Here is a 15,328-nt window from a genome sequence, read left to right as displayed (position 1 = left end):
GTGACGATGAGGATCAACGGGGGCATCGCACTCATCGCAGTCGGGGCGATCATCGCCTTCGCCATCCACGACACGCTGAGCGGGGTCGATCTGACCGCGGTCGGCATCATCATCATGCTCGGCGGCGCGTTCGGGCTGTGGTTCTCGTACCGCCTCGCGAACGCCAAGCACGACGAGGAGATCGAGCTGATCAAGCCGTCGGTCGAGGAGCAGTACACGACCGAACCGCACGAGTACGCCATCCAGGAGCAGATCGACGTCACCCCGAGCCATCTCCCCAAGGAGCCCTAAACCAGGCGGGCTCCGCCGTCCAGATGCAGGACGGTGCCGGTCAGGAACGGATTGGTGATCGCGCTCAGCACCGCCGCCGAGATGTCTTCGGTCGTGCCGATCCGGCGGGCCGGGTTCTTCGCGGCGACATCGGCGTACATCTTCTCCTTGTCAGCGCCCAGCCCGTCCCAGGCACCTGAATCGATGATGCCCGGCGAGACCGCGTTGACCCGCACGGGCGCCAGCTCGACCGCGAGCGCCTGAGCCAGGAACGCGACCGCGCCGTTGGTCGTCGCCGTCACAGCCATTCCCGGCTTGGGACGCCAGGCGACGATCCCGGAGAAGAGCGTCACCGAGGTCGTCGGCCGGAGGTGCTTGACCAGCAGCAGTGCACCGATCACCTTGGCGTCGAACGCTCTGGCGATCGCCTCGCGCTCCAGCTTCTCCACCGGACCCTTCGCCGGCGCGTTGGCCAGCGAGATCAGGTGCTCGACGACGACATCGCGCCGCGCCAGCTCCGTCGCCAACTCGGCGATCGAGTCTTCGTTGCCCAAGTCAACGACCGCGGTCGCCACTTCGCCGTTGATCGAGTCCGCCACTTTCTGTACTGCCGCAGTGCTGCGCCCGGTGATCGTCACCCTGGCTCCTTGGTGGACGGCGTCCTGCGCCAACTGCCGGCCGATGCCCGAACCGCCCGCCACGATGAGGACCTGCTTGCCGCTGAGTTCTGTCGCTGTTGTCATGCGTCCAGCCTCTGTGCCTTGAACCATCGACACAAAGACCAGTTTTCGATGCACGCCATAGAATGCCTCTATGCCTACCCTGCGAGCCCTGGAGTGCTTCGTCGCCATCGTCGAGGCCGGGTCGATCACCCGGGCTGCGGCTGCCTTGCATCTGTCGCAGCCCTCGCTGTCACACCAGCTCGCAGTACTCGAGAACGAGCTGGGTTCGCCGCTGCTCGAACGGCTCCCCCGCGGCACCCGGCCGACCACCGCCGGGCGGGAGGCGTTGAGGCATGCTCGTGCCGCGCTGGAGTCGGCCGATCGCGTAGTACAGGCTGGCCGGGCGGTCACCGCGTTGGACGAGGGGCAGCTCCGGGTCGGCTGTGCGGGCTCGATGACGGCCGGCCTCGTGGCTCCACTGCTCCGTGCTTGGCGACGACGTCATCCGCGGGTGCGACTCGCATTGCAGGAGCGCAACAGTGCTGACGCCCTGGCGGCCATGATCACGGCCGACGAGATCGACGTCGCGATCGGCCCACGCCCCACCCGCTGGGAGGGTGCCGTCGATCTGCTTGCCCGGGAGGAGTTGGTCATCGTGTTCAGCGCCGGCGATCCACTCGGGGACCAACCCGGACCTGTCCCGATCACTGCCCTCCACGGATACCCAGTCATCCAGTACGCCGGCCCGCACGGCCTCGCCGGTTGGCTCGACAGCCTCTTCGCCGAGCATCGCGTATCACCCGAGGTTGTGATCCGTACGTCGCAAACCACGTCGGCGCCAGCCCTCGCCGCGGCCGGACTGGGCGCAGCCGTAGTCCCGCTGAGCGGACTACCGACCGCCTTCACGGGCACCGTGCATCGACTGGATCCACCACAGTCCCGAGACGTAGTCGCCCTGACCGCCGGCCGATCCGACGTACTGGTCTCACAGTTCGTCGCGTCGGTGAAGGCGACCGTGCTGAGGGTTCCGGCGGCCGTTGCGAGGCAACTGGAGGCGGTTTAAGACTGGCTGAAGGCCGCTGCGCAGGCTGGCTGTCAGAAGGGCGGGTGGTCGTGATGACCGACAAGAACCGTGCGCTACTGGAACGCCTCTGGCCGATGGACGGGCAGCTCGCGCTGTCGGCCGAGGCCGAGCACGAACTGCGCACCGAGGACTACGTGCTGGAGATGCCGCAGTCCGGGGAACGCATCGTCGGCCGGGACAAGATGCGCGCGATGCAGCGCGAGTACCCGGCGCCGCCGTCGATCGTGATCCAGCGGATCACCGGCGCGGGCGACCATTTCGTCGTCCTCGGCCGGTCGGACTACGACGGTGAGATCTTCCACGTGGCCAACATCGTCGAGTTCAGTGACGGCCGGATCGCCCGGGAGACGCGGATCTACGGTTCCCCGTTCGAACCGCCGGCCTGGCGTTCGAAGTACGCGGAGTAGGCCCTCCGGGTCAATACACTCGGCTGCCATGACGCTGCCGACTCAGGACGACGTGCTGGGGTACTTCGACACGCTCTCGAACTGGGGACGCTGGGGTGACGACGACGAACTCGGCACGCTGAACCTGATCACCGACGACGTCCGGCTGGCGGCGGCGCGGGCCGTGCGCCACGGCAGGAGCGTGTCGTGCGGCTGGGAGGTCGCCGTACCGTCGGAGATGGAGCGATCGACGACGGCGTGCCCGTGCGCAGCCGATATGCCGGGTGCCGAGAACATGCCGCCCGCCTTCCACGCCGACCGTCGCTGGGGTTTCTCCCACGAGCGACTCGGCATCTTCTTCCACGGCAACACGATCACCCACCTCGACTCCCCCTGCCATCTCTTCTGGGACGGCAAGATGTACAACGGCCGCTCCCACTCGATGGTCGACGCCGCAACAGGCTCAGCCTGGGCAGCCGTTACGGCAGCAGCGAACGGGATCACCACACGAGGCGTCCTTCTGGACATCGCCCAAGTCCGCGGAGTGCCGTGGCTGTCCCCAGGCGATGGCGTGTTCCCCGAAGACCTCGAGGAGGCCGAGCGCCGCCAAGGCGTCCGAGTGCAATCTGGCGACGCCGTACTGCTGCGAACCGGCTACGGCCGCGCCCGCCACGAGTCCGGCCCCTCCGGCGGCATCACCCAGGCCGGCTGGCACGCATCCTGCCTCCCCTGGCTACACGAACGAGGCGTTGCCCTGATCGGCGCCGACACCCCGCAAGACGTCCAGCCATCCGGCTACGACGACATCCTGATGCCCGTCCACGCCATCAGCCTCGTAGCCATTGGCCTCTGGCTCCTGGACAACTGCGACCTGGAAGCCTGCGCATCGACAGCCGCCGAACTCAACCAGTGGGACTTCCACCTAGCCCTCGCCCCACTCCGCCTAGCCGGCACTTCCGGCAGCCCAGCCAACCCGATAGCCACCTTTTGAGCAGCTCGGCTACTTGGCGACCTCGGTGGCGCGGGATTCGCGGACGACGGTGACGCGGATCTGGCCCGGGTAGGTCAGCTCCTCCTCGACCTGCTTGGCGATGTCGCGAGCCATCACCTGCGCGGCGATGTCGTCGACGGCGTCCGGCAACACCATCACCCGGATCTCGCGACCCGCCTGCATCGCGAACACCTTCTCGACGCCGTCGTGATGCATCGCGATCTCCTCGAGCCGCTCGAGCCGCTGCACGTACGCCTCCAGCGACTCACGCCGCGCCCCCGGCCGCCCACCGCTGACCGCGTCCGCCGCCTGGGTCAGTACCGCCTCGACGGTCCGCACCTCGACCTCGTTGTGGTGCGCCTCGATGCAGTGCACGACGTCGTCGTCCTCGCCGTACTTGCGGGCAAGCTCGGCCCCGACGATCGCGTGGCTGCCCTCGGACTCATGCGTCAGCGCCTTGCCGATGTCATGCAGGAACGCGCCCCGCTTGCACCGCTTGGCATCCAACCCCAGCTCGGCCGCCATCATCCCGGCGATGTGCGCCGACTCGATCAGGTGCTTGAGCACGTTCTGCCCGTACGACGTCCGGTACCGCAGCAGGCCCATCGTGCGCACCAGTTCGGGGTGCAGATCGGTGATCCCGACGTCGGCCATCGCGTCCTCGGCCGCCCGGTCGCACAGTTCGGCGACCTCGCCCTTGCTGCGCTCGTAGATCTCCTCGATCCGGCTCGGGTGGATCCGGCCGTCGAGCACCAGCGAATCCAGGGTCAGCCGCGCGGTCTCCCGGCGTACCGGGTCGAAGCAGGACAGCAGCACCGCTTCGGGGGTGTCGTCGATGATCAGGTTGACGCCGGTGGTCTGCTCGAAGGACCTGATGTTGCGGCCCTCGCGACCGATGATCCGGCCCTTCATGTCGTCGCTGGGCAGGTGCACGACCGACACGACCGACTCACTGGTCTGCTCCGAAGCCAGTCGCTGCACGGCGCCGGTGATGATCTTGCGCGCCTTGATCTCGCCCTCGTCCTGCGCCTGCCGCTCGATGTCGCGGACGATCGTGTGCGCGTGCCGCTTCGCCTCCGCCTCGATCGCGGCGACCAGCTCGGCCTTCGCCTGCTCGGTGGTGAGGTTGGCGACGCCCTCGAGGATCCGGCGCCGCTCGTCCTCGAGGTCGCGGATCTCGGCCTTGCGCTGGTCGAGTTCGGCAAGCTGGGTGGTGAGCTCGCCCTGGCGCTCCTCGATGCTGCGGTGCTGCTCGTCGAGGCGTTCCTCGCGCTCGGTCAACCGGTGCTCGCGGCGCTCCATCTCCAGCCGCTGCTCACGCAGGTCCTCACGGATGGACTGCGCCTCGGACTCGGCTTCCCGGCGTACGTCGGACGCCCGCTGCTCGGCCTCCCGCCGTACTTCGGACGCCCGGGTCTCGGCGTCACGCCGGATCTCCTCGGCACGCTGCTCGGTCGCCTCGGCGCGGACCCGGAGTACCGCCGCTGCTTCTTCCGCCTGCCGAGTCACCAGCTCGGCAGCGGACTTGGCGCCGGACGTGATCGTGGCGGCCTCGAGCTTGGCGTTCGCCTCGGCGGCGCTGAGGGCCGCGGACTGGTCGGCCACCTTGCGGCGCGACAGCGTCAGGCCGATCCAGGCCAGCAGGCCGACGATCAGCAACCCGATCAGGACGAGCCCTACAGATGCCGCCGTCGGCATGGCCGCGAGTGACATCGGCGTCTCCCCTCTGCGAGTCGCGCCCGGGGGCGTGACGTTGTCGGCGTCGAAGGGAGCTTTCACAGCGATCAGCAGGACGGTACGACGAAGAGCACCACCCGGTTCGGCGGTGCTGCAAACACCCGGCGAACCGGGTCGTCCTATGCGGCAGCTCGGTCGAGCGTTGGTCTCACGTCCCCCGCGCCATGGTCATGACCCGGGATTTTGTCCGGCCGGTCCAGCCGGCCGCTGCTATGTACGCCATCTCGCGATGGAATGCTCCCTTACTGATTCCGAGGCTAGGCGCGGCCATCCACAGGGTCAAGACGAACACCCGCCGACCGGTTTCCCGTCCAAATCGAGACCTAACCCCACCAAACCCCCACGATCACCCCCAGTCACCCCGACCCGCCCGCCCCGGCCCCGGCCCGGTCGGCAATGTCAACGACCCGGGTCTCCCCTGCGTACTGGCAGGTGGGAGACCCGGGTCGTTGGCGTCTATTGCGAGGTACTACCTCGGGCCCGGCAGCCCGCCCTCCGACGTACCGGTCGCCGTACTGCCCGTCGCGGCACCCTCGGTGCCGGAACCGGCCGAACTGCTCGGATTGCCCGCGACGTCCGGCACCTCTCCACCGACGACGGTGCCATCCACCGCGTCAGGAGCAGCCTCGTCGACAGTCTCCTCGGACGCACCCTCAGCAACGCTGCCTTTCGCCCCGGGCGCAGTCTCGTCCACGCTGCCCGCCGGCTCAGGCGCGCCTTCACCGACGGTCTCCCCGGCAGCACCTTCCGCGTCGGCCGTACCAGGTCCAGCGGATTGGTCTGGTCCAGAATCGGCAGGCTCTGCCGCCGCCTCATCGGCTCCGGCCGTGGGTGCGTCTGCCGTGGTGTCCTCACTGCTCTGCTCGGTCGAGGTGGTCCCGGGCCCGCCGGCGGGCTTCGCAGGGTCCGCGTGGGAGTCGACATAGGTGTCGACCTTCCCCTGCACGGCATCGACCTTGTCGGCGTACTTTCCGCCGGTCTGCTTGTCGATCAGGTCGCCGGCTTTCTCCACGCCTGCCTTGATCTTGTCCGGGTTTTGCTTGACGACATTCCGGAGCCAGTTCTTCGCCTGGTCTTGGAAATCGTTCATTGCACCCTCCGAGAGGTGTCAGGGGCGGATCGGACGAAAATCCCAGCCTACGGACCGCACAAATCCGATCCGTACTTCGGATCAGACACCGTCAACCCCGACCCGTCAACGTCCCTCGCCGCTAACCCCTCGTCCCCTTCCCCGAAACCCACCCGTCACCCACCCCCGAAATCACCCCGGCAACCACCCCAGCGCCCCACCACCCACCCCGAACAGCCCTCCATCCCCCGACTCCTACTCCGAATCCGCCTCGGCCCCGTCAAGCAGCCGATCAAGTACTTCACCGGCTTCCTCGTACCCCGCATCCGACACCCGCTGCAACTCCCGCAAATCACGCACCGCAACTGCTCGTCGCGTCAACAACTCCCCCGCGCGCATGCTCCCCTCATCCAGCAACTCACTCAACTCCTCCAAATCCCCCCGCCCATCAGCAAGCTCAGCCAACCGATCCAACGCCTTCTCGTTCCCGTCGTCAGCCAGCCCCCGAAGAGCCTCCCGATCCCCACCGAAATCAGTCATGCCCCCATGCTCCACCGCAGCCGAACTGGTCGCGTGTCAGCCGCGCCCCCAGGCTATCGCCCGAATCCGTTCGGAGAAGTTGCCATCGACAACCCGCTAACGTGCCCAGCGCTCGGCGCCGGCCATCAGCACTTCGGCCGCCGGGCCTTGATCTGCCCGTAGCCCATCAAATCGGAACACTCACCATCCATGACGCCGCAGCCAGTCGGCCACCGAGTCGGTCGCGGGGCTTGCCGGGTCACCGAGGCCGCAGGCGCCGTGGTCAAGGCCGGCGAACTCGAGGACATCGATCCCGAGACCCCGCAAGATGTACTGGTCCTTGGGCGAGACCCGCTGCGCATCCAGCGTGCCCCAGTACATCAGGCTCGGTACTGCCATCCGGCGAAGCTCCGCATGCCAGTCGTAGCGATGGAACCAGTTCCAGAACGTTCGGCTGCCGACCGGGATCCGTTGCTCCCGGTTCATCCGGGCAAGCCACGCGTCGGACAGGCCACGCAGCACGTTGAACCCGCCGCACACCAACAGGCGGGCCCGCGGGGTTGCTTGAGCGATCGCACATGCCATGGCCCCACCCTGCGAGAAGCCCCACACCGCGAACTCGGGAATGGATTCCTGGTCGCACACCGCGAGGATCTGCTCGTGAATTCCGGCCGACGGATAGGGATCTGGGCGGTCGCTTCGGCCGAACCCGAGCGGCTCGATCTGCACCATCGTGTACTGGCCGGAGAGTTGCTCGAACGGAACATAGGAGCCGCGGTCCTTCTTCGGCAACACCACCGCTGGACCGTTCCCTGTCACGGCATACCTGAGCTGGCAACCAGCAAACGACGCGGTCTTCCAGCCGTCCGCGTTCACGACACCTCCAGCGATGGCGCAGGCGACTGCTACTCGGCTTCTAGGCCGGAGTCGTTGAGGAGGGGGAGTTCTTCGTCGGAGGCGGCTAGTTCTTGTTTGACGACGGTCATGGCGAGGGCGCCGGGGTAGCCCTTGCGGGCGAGCATGCCGATCAGGCGACGCATGGCGACCTGGCGTTCGAGGGAGCGCATCGAACGGAGTTTTTTGCGGACCAGGGCGCGTGCAGTGGCTTCTTCCTGGTCGGGCTCGATCTCTTCGATGGCGTCGCGGGCCAGCTCGTCGTCGACTCCTCGCCGGCGGAGTTCCTGGGCGAGGGCGCGCTTGCCGAGACCGCGACCACGGTGGCGTGACTCCACCCAGGCGTTGGCGAAGGCGGCATCGTCGATCAGCCCGACCTCGGTGAACCGATCGAGCACCTCGTCCGCCACCTCGCCGGGAATCTCCCGCTCCGCCAACAGATCGGCGAGCTCAGCCCGGGTCCGCGGCTGCCCACTCAACTTGTCGAGCAAGATCGTCCGCGCCGTCGCATGCGGATCCGCGAACTCGTCTACCTCGACCTCCGCAACCTCACTAGGACGCCTCCCTCCGAACTTCCGACTCCCCCGCATCCCCGACCGCCGCCGCCCCGACCCATCCGACATCCCAGCCCCACCAGAAGTCTCACTCACACCCCCAGCCCACGGCCCATCACCAGAGCCACTGACGCCCGCTGCGGAGTTGCTGCCCGGAGAAAAGCCTTCAGCAGACACGAAGTGCGCCGATGCGGAGTTGGCTGATGTGGAGTTGGTTGGTGCGGGGGCGGCTGGTTCGTTGGTGGCCCAGGCCGGCATTCCGTCGGGTTGGCCTTCGAATGCGTCGAAGGCGCCGTCGTCGGATGTGCGACTCCCACCGATGCGGCCGGCCCGGACGCGATCGGGATCGTCAAAGGTACGGCTGGATCTGCCAGCGGCAGTTTTGCCTGCGGAAGTGCGACCAGCTTTGCCCGAACTGCCGCGGCCCGAACGGAGACCGCTCGAGCTACCGGCGCTCGAGCTACCGGTGCCCAAGCCAGTGCCGCCTGAGCTAGTGCCTTCCGAAGCAGTCCGACCGGAACCGGCGCGGGTCGACTTGCCGGATCGGGCTCTGGGCGACTTCTTCGCGGGTGCTCCGAGCTTCTCGTCCAGGGACCACGGGAGGGGCTGGACCGGAGCTCGTTCTACCTCTGGGTCGGGGCTCACCGGTGCCTGTTTCGGCGTGGTGATTCCCGCTACCCCCCGGCGGACTCCCGCGGGCAGCTCCGGCAGGGCCTTGGGACTGGCCTGCCTGGAGCTGCCCGGACGATCGTCGCCGGGAGACGAGGGGTGATCAGAAGTCGACATCGACCTCGGCCGCAGCCTTGGCGTCGGCCGGCGCCTCCACCGCCACACCGATGCCCATCTTGTCCTTGATCTTCTTCTCCAGCTCGTTGGCCAGATCCGGGTTGTCGCGCAGGAAGTTCCGCGCGTTCTCCCGGCCCTGACCGAGTTGGTCGCTCTCGTAGGTGAACCAGGCGCCGGCCTTGCGGACGAAGCCCTGCTCCACGCCGAGGTCCAGCAGGCTGCCCTCGCGGCTGATGCCCAGGCCGTAGATGATGTCGAACTCGGCCTGCTTGAACGGCGGGGCCACCTTGTTCTTCACGACCTTGACCCGGGTCCGGTTGCCGACGAAGTCGGTACCGTCCTTCAGCGACTCGATCCGGCGCACGTCGAGCCGGACCGAGGCGTAGAACTTCAGCGCCTTACCACCGGTCGTCGTCTCCGGGGAGCCGAACATCACGCCGATCTTCTCGCGCAGCTGGTTGATGAAGATCGCGGTGGTGTTCGTCCCGCTGACCGCACCGGTCATCTTCCGCAGCGCCTGGCTCATCAGCCGGGCCTGCAGACCGACGTGGCTGTCACCCATCTCGCCTTCGATCTCGGCCCGGGGCACCAGCGCGGCCACCGAGTCGATCACGACGATGTCGATCGCGCCGGAGCGGATCAGCATGTCGGCGATCTCCAGCGCCTGCTCGCCGGAGTCCGGCTGCGAGACCAGCAGCGCGTCGGTGTCGACGCCCAGCTTCTGCGCGTAGTCCGGGTCCAGCGCGTGCTCCGCGTCGATGAACGCCGCGATCCCGCCGGCCCGCTGCGCGTTCGCCACCGCGTGCAGGGCGACCGTCGTCTTACCGGAGGATTCCGGGCCGTAGATCTCCACCACACGACCGCGCGGCAGGCCACCGATCCCGAGCGCGATGTCGAGCGCGATCGACCCGGTCGGGATGACCTCGATCTTCGCCCGCTCCTGGTCGCCCAGGCGCATCACCGCACCCTTGCCGCAGTTCCGCTCGATCTGCGTCAGCGCGGTCGCCAGCGCCTTCTCGCGATCCGCGACCTTGCGGTCATCCTTCGCCGCTGCACCAGCCATGTGACTGCCACCTAACCCATCTACTATCGGGGCCGCTGTCCCAGCCGCCCGGAGGAAATTCGTTGTCGCCAGAGACGGTATTGGTTCCCACGGACAGTTTTCGGTGCCGGTGAGAATCTGTGGAAAACCCGGCCCGTCCGCGGAACTCGTACGGGACAAAATAGCCCGAACACCTGTTCGAATCACAACTGACACGCCGAAGCACCCCGGAGATCGTCGCCGACCCGCCCAGTCCCTACCCTGGCGGACGTGACCGACCGCCCTGACGTCCCCGACTCCGCCGTCGTCCTCGCCCTCAGCCGGGTCGAGTTCGGCATCGACTCGGTCCTCGACGCGCTCCGCACCCAGGACCCGTTCGGCATCCGCGGCATCCTGACCGAGTACTCCGCCCAGGAGCAACCCAACCTGGCCGAGAAGGGCCTGATCCTCGCGATCGACCGGCTCCTTCGGATGAAGGTGCCCGGACACGCCGAGTGGCCGACGCTGCCACTGGGCCAGCGCTGCGACTGGTGGGTGGAACGGCTCGGCGGGTTCGCTGCCGTGGTGGCGGGTCTCCCCCGGCTCAGTGGCGCCGCTGCCGACGCCCTGCCGGTCAAGGACACCCTCGGCGCCGCAGTACAGGCCATGGTGATCGGTGCGGTCTGCCGCGAGTACGGCGTCGACGCACACGCGGACCGGACCGCAGTGATGGCCCGGGTGCTCACCGCCCGCCCGATCACGCCGGACGACGTACTCCGGTACGACGACCCGACCACGGCCGGGAAGGACGTGGCAGCCCAACTGGGGCTCGGCGACGAGTCGGAGGAGGCAGGTCTGCGCAAGGGCATCCGCCTGGTCTGGCGGATCAGCAAGCTCTTCGGCGGGCTCGGAGAGGTGTTCGAGGACCGTCCGCGCGGCAGTATCGGCGCCAGGATGCTCGGCAAGCTCCCGGCCGTCGGGGTGGTCGGTGGGTTCCTCGACGAGCGCAAGGGCATCCGCAGGGCCGCATACGCCGCTGCCGAACTGCTCAGCACCAGCGCCTTCCGGGTGAAGCCGGTCGGATAAGGGCTGTCTGTGTCACCGGGTCGCTGCGATGATTCACCTCATGAGCGCGATCGCCATCGTCAATCCGGATCCGACCTGGGCTGCGCAGTACGACAAGACGGCCCAGGTGCTCACCAACATCCTCGGCGACACGGTCGTACGGGTGGACCACATCGGTTCGACCTCGGTACCGCGCCTGGCGGCCAAGGACATCCTGGACATCCAGGCGACCGTCGCTGTCGAGTCCGAGCTCGAGGACGCCGTGCAACTGCTGACGGCGGCCGACTGGGAGGCCAGGCCGCCGCGCCGTGACCACCCGGTGCCCGGACTGCCCGGAGACGAGTTCCAGTGGGTCAAGCGGCTCGTGGTCGAGCCCATGTACCGCCGCAGGGTCAATCTGCACCTGCGGGTGATCGGTCGCGCCAACCAGCGGTACGCGCTGCTCTTCAGGGACTACCTGCGTGCCCATCCGGACACGGCCGCGGCGTACGGCGAGTTCAAGCGGCGCGCCGCGACCCTGCCCCTGGAGTCCGTCGGCGAGTACGCCGATCTGAAGGATCCCGTCTGTGACCTGATCTACCTGCCGGCCGAGGACTGGGCGGCGCGTACCGGCTGGTCCGCCTGAACCGGTGACCCTTCGGGCAGGCCTCTGCGGACGGTGATCGGAGTACTACTCGGGGCTCGTTGACGCGCCTCACGGCAGCCGGGAGGCTGGGCGTGGGGGTGGTTTCGGATGGCGGGAACAGGGCGGCTCGCGGCGTTGCCATGCGGCAAGGTGTCGAAGTGGATCGTGCTCGGGCTATGGATCGTCGCGGTCGCGGTGTGCTTCAGCCCGGCCGGCAAGCTGACCGGTGCGCAGGACAACGATGCTGTGTCCTGGTTGCCCGGCAATGCCGAGTCGACCGAAGTACTGAAGGCGACGGCTCAGTTCTCCTCGCCTGACGAGATCCCCGCGGTGCTGGTCTACGAGCGACCGGGCGGGCTGACCGAGGCCGACAAGCAGGCCGTGACCGGCCATGCGGCGGAGTACGGCAAGTTGCCGAACGTCGATCGCGAGGTGGTCGGGCCGATCCCCTCGGAGGACGGCAAGGCGCTGCAGGTCCTAGTACCGATCAACGCGGGCGACGGCGGCTGGGACACGATCGGCGCCAGAGCCGACGACATCCGCCGGGTCGCCGCCGATCGACCTGACGGCCTGTCGTTCCACCTGACCGGTCCTGGTGGCTTCGCTGCTGACTCACAAGAGGCCTTCGCCGGTATCGACGGCAAGCTGCTGTACTCCGCAGCGGCCGTAGTGATCGTGATCCTGCTGCTCACCTACCGGAGCCCGGTGCTGTGGCTGTTGCCGCTGATCTCGGCCGGTACCGCGCTGTTCGCGGCGCAGGCTGTCGTATACCTGCTGGCGACCAAGGCAGACCTCACGGTGAACGCACAGAGCGCAGGCATTCTCACCGTGCTCGTCTTCGGCGCAGGGACGGACTATGCCCTGCTCCTGGTGGCTCGCTACCGAGAAGAACTCCGACGACATGAGGACAGGCACGAGGCGATGGCCTTCGCCCTGCATCGATCCGGGCCGGCCATCTTCGCGTCAGGCTCGACAGTAGTGGCCGGCATGCTGTGCCTGCTGCTCGCTTCGATGAACTCGACCCGCGGCCTCGGTCCGGTGGCAGCGGTCGGCATCGTGGTCGCCTTGCTCGCAATGCTGACCCTGCTGCCTGCCTTGCTGGTGGTGTGCGGCCGCTGGGTGTTCTGGCCGCTACGGCCGACCTATGGGTCCGACGATCACACGGAGACGAGTGTGTGGGGACGGATCGGGCGACGGATCGCAGTACGGCCACGGCTCACCTGGATCACGACCACGGTTCTGCTGGGCGCTGCTGCCATTGGGGATGCTCACGCTCGACGCCAACGGGCTGTCGAACGAGGAGTCCTTCACTGGAACCCCTGACTCGGTAGTCGGCGAGAAGATCGTCGCTGCGCATTTCCCGGCGGGGGCAGGCAACCCACTGGTCGTCGTAGGCAAGGCAGACCACGCCACCCAGATCAGTACTGCGATGTCGTCGGTCAAGGGCATCGCGTCGGTCGCCGAGCCGCAGACCTCGGGCGGGCTCGCGTACATCGAGGGCACGATGACCGATGCGGTCGACACGCAAGCAGCGAAAGACACCGTCGACCGGGTGCGGGCAGCCGTTCACGCTGTCGACGGTGCGGACGCGCTGGCCGGCGGTGGCGCGGCAATCGTGCTGGACACCCAACGGGCCTCGAATCACGACAACAAGGTGATCATCCCGGTCGTGCTCGCGGTGGTGCTGCTGATCCTCGCCCTGCTGCTGCGAGCGCTGGTGGCGCCGGTGATGCTGGTGGCAACCGTCGTACTGTCCTTCGGCGCGGCCCTCGGGATCAGCTCGCTGGTGTTCCATCACCTATTGGGCTTCGACGGCGCCGACAGCTCCCTGCCACTGTTCGTCTTCGTCTTCCTGGTGGCCCTGGGCATCGACTACAACATCTTCCTGATGACCAGGGTGCACGAGGAGTCGAAGGTGCACGGGACCAGGCGTGGTGCGCTGATCGGCGTCGCCGCGACCGGCGGGGTGATCACCTCGGCGGGGCTGGTGCTGGCCGGCACGTTCGCGGTACTGGCGACGATGCCGGTCGTCGCGTTCGCGGAGATCGGCATCGCGGTCGCCCTGGGCGTTCTGCTGGACACGATCGTCGTCCGGTCGGTACTGGTGACGGCACTCAACCTCGACATCGGGCGGCACCTGTGGTGGCCGAGCAAGCTCGCCCAGAAGCGCGACCCCGCGCCGGAAGCGCTCGGAGACCCCGAGCCAGAACGTGCTCTAGCCGGGAACTGACCTCTTGGCGGCGCAGTGGCGCTAGCTGTCGGTCAGTACGGCTAGCGCTCGCTGGGTGGGAGTTGGAGGTGTGCCCAGACGGCACGCCAGACCTCCTTGGCGGCTTCTCCGTCGGCGAGCGCCTCTTCGACCGTACGGCCGCCGAGCTCACTCAGCGCCTGGGTCTCCGCCCAGGTTCGCGAGTAGGCAGGACCCAGATGGCTGTCCATCCGGGTCCAGAACTCAGTCAGTCTCATTACTGCCCATCGTCGTCCGGCGGCCGGTTCCAGCCACCTTGCTGTCCGCCCTGCGGCGGCTGACCCCAGCCACCCTGCCCCTGCTGCGGCGGCTGTCCCTGCGGAGGCTGACCCTGCGGGGGCTGCCCCTGGGGAGGTCGACCCTGCGGGGGCTGTCCTTGCGGAGGCTGGCCTTGAGCGGGCGGTCCCTGGGGCGGTTGACCCCAACCACCCTGGCCCTGCTGAGGCGGGCCTTGCGGCGGCTGTTGCGGTCCCCACTGGCCGGGCTGACCCTGCTGCGGAGGCTGCGGCTGCCCAGGGTACTGCCCCAGACCAGGCTTGCCGTACTGCTGCGGCGGCTGCCCCGGCTGACCGTACGGCCCCTGCTGACCCGGGCCGTACGGACCGGGCTGACCCGGTTGCCCGTACCCACCAGGGCCCTGAGGCGGACCGTACCTGCCAGGTGCGCCCGGCTGGCCGCCGTACTGGGAACCCCACTGGCCCTGCGGCTGGCCCGGGTACTGCCCGTATTGACCGAATTGCTGCGTCTTGGCCTTGCGACCACGGAGTACGAAGAAGGCCACGGCACCGCCGCCGAGCAGCAGGAGCACGACGATCAGGATCAGCGCCCAGGCCGGGAAGCTGCTGCCGGCCTCCGACGTCAGCGACACCTTGCCCAGCTTGTCGAGGCTGTCGTACGTCGCCGTCCGGCCGCTCACCTTGGCACCCGCGTCGTGCTCGAGGATCTTGCCCGGCATGGTGATCTTGAAGTCGACCACCGGTGTGATGCCGTTCGTGTCGCCGTCCAGGCCCAGGTCCTTGATCGAGACGAAGAACCTGCCGCCCTCCTTGCGGAACCCGACGCCATCGTCGGTCGACTGGCCCATCGAGCGGAACGGCACGTGGTCGAACGTGCAGTTCGAGCCGACGTACTTGTCGTCCTCGAAGGATTTGCAGCTGACACCGTCGGTGGAGGTCTGCTGGAGCCCCTTCTCGACCGCTTGCCGTAGCTGGTCGAGCGACTGACCGCTGCTGGACGCCAACTGCTTGTCCAGGCCGATCTTCATGCTGCCGGAGACGGTCTCGTCGGAGTTGACCTTGAGGTCGCCATCGAGCTTCACGCAGCCGGTCAGGCCGACCAGGCAGGCGATGATGACGAGCGCGAGGCGCACGCGGTTCTTCATGCCGCCGATCATTCCAGAAGGCGGGGACAGGCCGCG

The 15,328-nt window shown here is 67.9% G+C and carries 17 protein-coding genes; 8 read left to right on the top strand and 9 right to left on the bottom strand.

Going from position 1 to position 15,328, the window contains the following annotated elements; genetic code table 11:
• The first annotated feature begins 6 nt into the window (after nt 1-6).
• On the top strand, nt 7-291 hold the full coding sequence (locus tag AB0M15_RS15005) for a DUF6458 family protein (RefSeq protein WP_363818091.1): 285 nt from the start codon (nt 7-9) through the stop codon (nt 289-291).
• Here the strand turns inward: AB0M15_RS15005 and AB0M15_RS15000 are convergent.
• On the bottom strand, nt 288-1,013 hold the full coding sequence (locus AB0M15_RS15000; RefSeq protein ID WP_363818089.1) for an SDR family oxidoreductase: 726 nt from the start codon (nt 1,011-1,013) through the stop codon (nt 288-290). The two genes, AB0M15_RS15005 and AB0M15_RS15000, sit on opposite strands and share 4 nt — an antisense overlap.
• 70 nt (nt 1,014-1,083) lie before the next feature.
• On the opposite strand from AB0M15_RS15000, the gene AB0M15_RS14995 reads away from it, so the two are divergent.
• Genes AB0M15_RS14995 through AB0M15_RS14985 form a run of 3 tightly spaced genes read left to right on the top strand, consistent with a single transcriptional unit; the run spans nt 1,084 to nt 3,393 of the window.
• Nucleotides 1,084-1,995 (top strand): LysR substrate-binding domain-containing protein, encoded by a 912-nt coding sequence (locus AB0M15_RS14995; RefSeq protein ID WP_363818087.1) that lies wholly within the window; start codon nt 1,084-1,086, stop codon nt 1,993-1,995.
• A gap of 53 nt (nt 1,996-2,048) precedes the next feature.
• Nucleotides 2,049-2,423, top strand: a complete 375-nt coding sequence (locus AB0M15_RS14990; protein ID WP_363818084.1) for a nuclear transport factor 2 family protein — start codon at nt 2,049-2,051, stop codon at nt 2,421-2,423.
• A gap of 28 nt (nt 2,424-2,451) precedes the next feature.
• Nucleotides 2,452-3,393 (top strand): cyclase family protein, encoded by a 942-nt coding sequence (locus AB0M15_RS14985; RefSeq protein ID WP_363818081.1) that lies wholly within the window; start codon nt 2,452-2,454, stop codon nt 3,391-3,393.
• A gap of 9 nt (nt 3,394-3,402) precedes the next feature.
• On the opposite strand, the gene rny is transcribed toward AB0M15_RS14985, so the two are convergent.
• The 6 genes from rny to recA all read right to left on the bottom strand — a co-directional run bounded on the left by rny (nt 3,403) and on the right by recA (nt 10,015).
• Nucleotides 3,403-5,106, bottom strand: a complete 1,704-nt coding sequence (rny, locus tag AB0M15_RS14980) for a ribonuclease Y (protein WP_363818079.1) — start codon at nt 5,104-5,106, stop codon at nt 3,403-3,405.
• Between the two features lie 493 nt (nt 5,107-5,599).
• Entirely contained in the window at nt 5,600-6,220 is a 621-nt protein-coding gene (locus AB0M15_RS14975) for an Rv0909 family putative TA system antitoxin (RefSeq protein WP_363818076.1), read from the bottom strand.
• 234 nt (nt 6,221-6,454) lie between these two features.
• Entirely contained in the window at nt 6,455-6,739 is a 285-nt protein-coding gene (locus AB0M15_RS14970) for a hypothetical protein (RefSeq protein ID WP_363818074.1), read from the bottom strand.
• A 180-nt stretch (nt 6,740-6,919) separates the two neighbouring features.
• Nucleotides 6,920-7,594 (bottom strand): alpha/beta hydrolase family protein, encoded by a 675-nt coding sequence (locus AB0M15_RS14965; RefSeq protein WP_363818072.1) that lies wholly within the window; start codon nt 7,592-7,594, stop codon nt 6,920-6,922.
• 29 nt (nt 7,595-7,623) lie between these two features.
• On the bottom strand, nt 7,624-8,262 hold the full coding sequence (locus AB0M15_RS14960) for a regulatory protein RecX (protein WP_363818069.1): 639 nt from the start codon (nt 8,260-8,262) through the stop codon (nt 7,624-7,626).
• Between the two features lie 676 nt (nt 8,263-8,938).
• Nucleotides 8,939-10,015, bottom strand: coding sequence for a recombinase RecA (gene recA / locus AB0M15_RS14955; protein ID WP_363818067.1), 1,077 nt, complete (start codon nt 10,013-10,015; stop codon nt 8,939-8,941).
• A 249-nt stretch (nt 10,016-10,264) separates the two neighbouring features.
• Between recA and AB0M15_RS14950 the strand changes: the two genes are divergently transcribed.
• From AB0M15_RS14950 to AB0M15_RS14935, 4 genes are all read left to right on the top strand, one after another.
• A complete protein-coding gene (locus AB0M15_RS14950) occupies nt 10,265-11,059 on the top strand; it encodes a hypothetical protein (RefSeq protein ID WP_363818064.1) in 795 nt (264 codons plus the stop codon).
• A 40-nt stretch (nt 11,060-11,099) separates the two neighbouring features.
• A complete protein-coding gene (locus tag AB0M15_RS14945) occupies nt 11,100-11,663 on the top strand; it encodes a GrpB family protein (RefSeq protein WP_363818062.1) in 564 nt (187 codons plus the stop codon).
• Between the two features lie 108 nt (nt 11,664-11,771).
• Nucleotides 11,772-12,986: an MMPL family transporter gene (locus AB0M15_RS14940; protein WP_363818059.1), complete on the top strand. Its 1,215-nt coding sequence runs from the start codon at nt 11,772-11,774 to the stop codon at nt 12,984-12,986.
• Entirely contained in the window at nt 12,928-13,893 is a 966-nt protein-coding gene (locus AB0M15_RS14935) for an MMPL family transporter (RefSeq protein WP_363818057.1), read from the top strand. The genes AB0M15_RS14940 and AB0M15_RS14935 overlap by 59 nt, the downstream gene beginning before the upstream one ends.
• A 41-nt stretch (nt 13,894-13,934) precedes the next feature.
• On the opposite strand, the gene AB0M15_RS14930 is transcribed toward AB0M15_RS14935, so the two are convergent.
• Nucleotides 13,935-14,129, bottom strand: coding sequence for a DUF3046 domain-containing protein (locus AB0M15_RS14930; protein WP_363818054.1), 195 nt, complete (start codon nt 14,127-14,129; stop codon nt 13,935-13,937).
• The gene (locus AB0M15_RS14925) at nt 14,129-15,292 is read right to left on the bottom strand and encodes a hypothetical protein (RefSeq protein WP_363818051.1); all 1,164 of its coding nucleotides are present in this window, start codon (nt 15,290-15,292) and stop codon (nt 14,129-14,131) included. The genes AB0M15_RS14930 and AB0M15_RS14925 overlap by 1 nt, the downstream gene beginning before the upstream one ends.
• Nucleotides 15,293-15,328: the final 36 nt, after the last annotated feature.

The organism is Kribbella sp. NPDC051718 (assembly GCF_040681515.1).
In the GTDB taxonomy this organism is placed as follows: domain Bacteria; phylum Actinomycetota; class Actinomycetes; order Propionibacteriales; family Kribbellaceae; genus Kribbella.
Note: the sequence above shows the minus strand (reverse complement) of the source record. Positions and strands in the feature narration are given on the sequence as shown.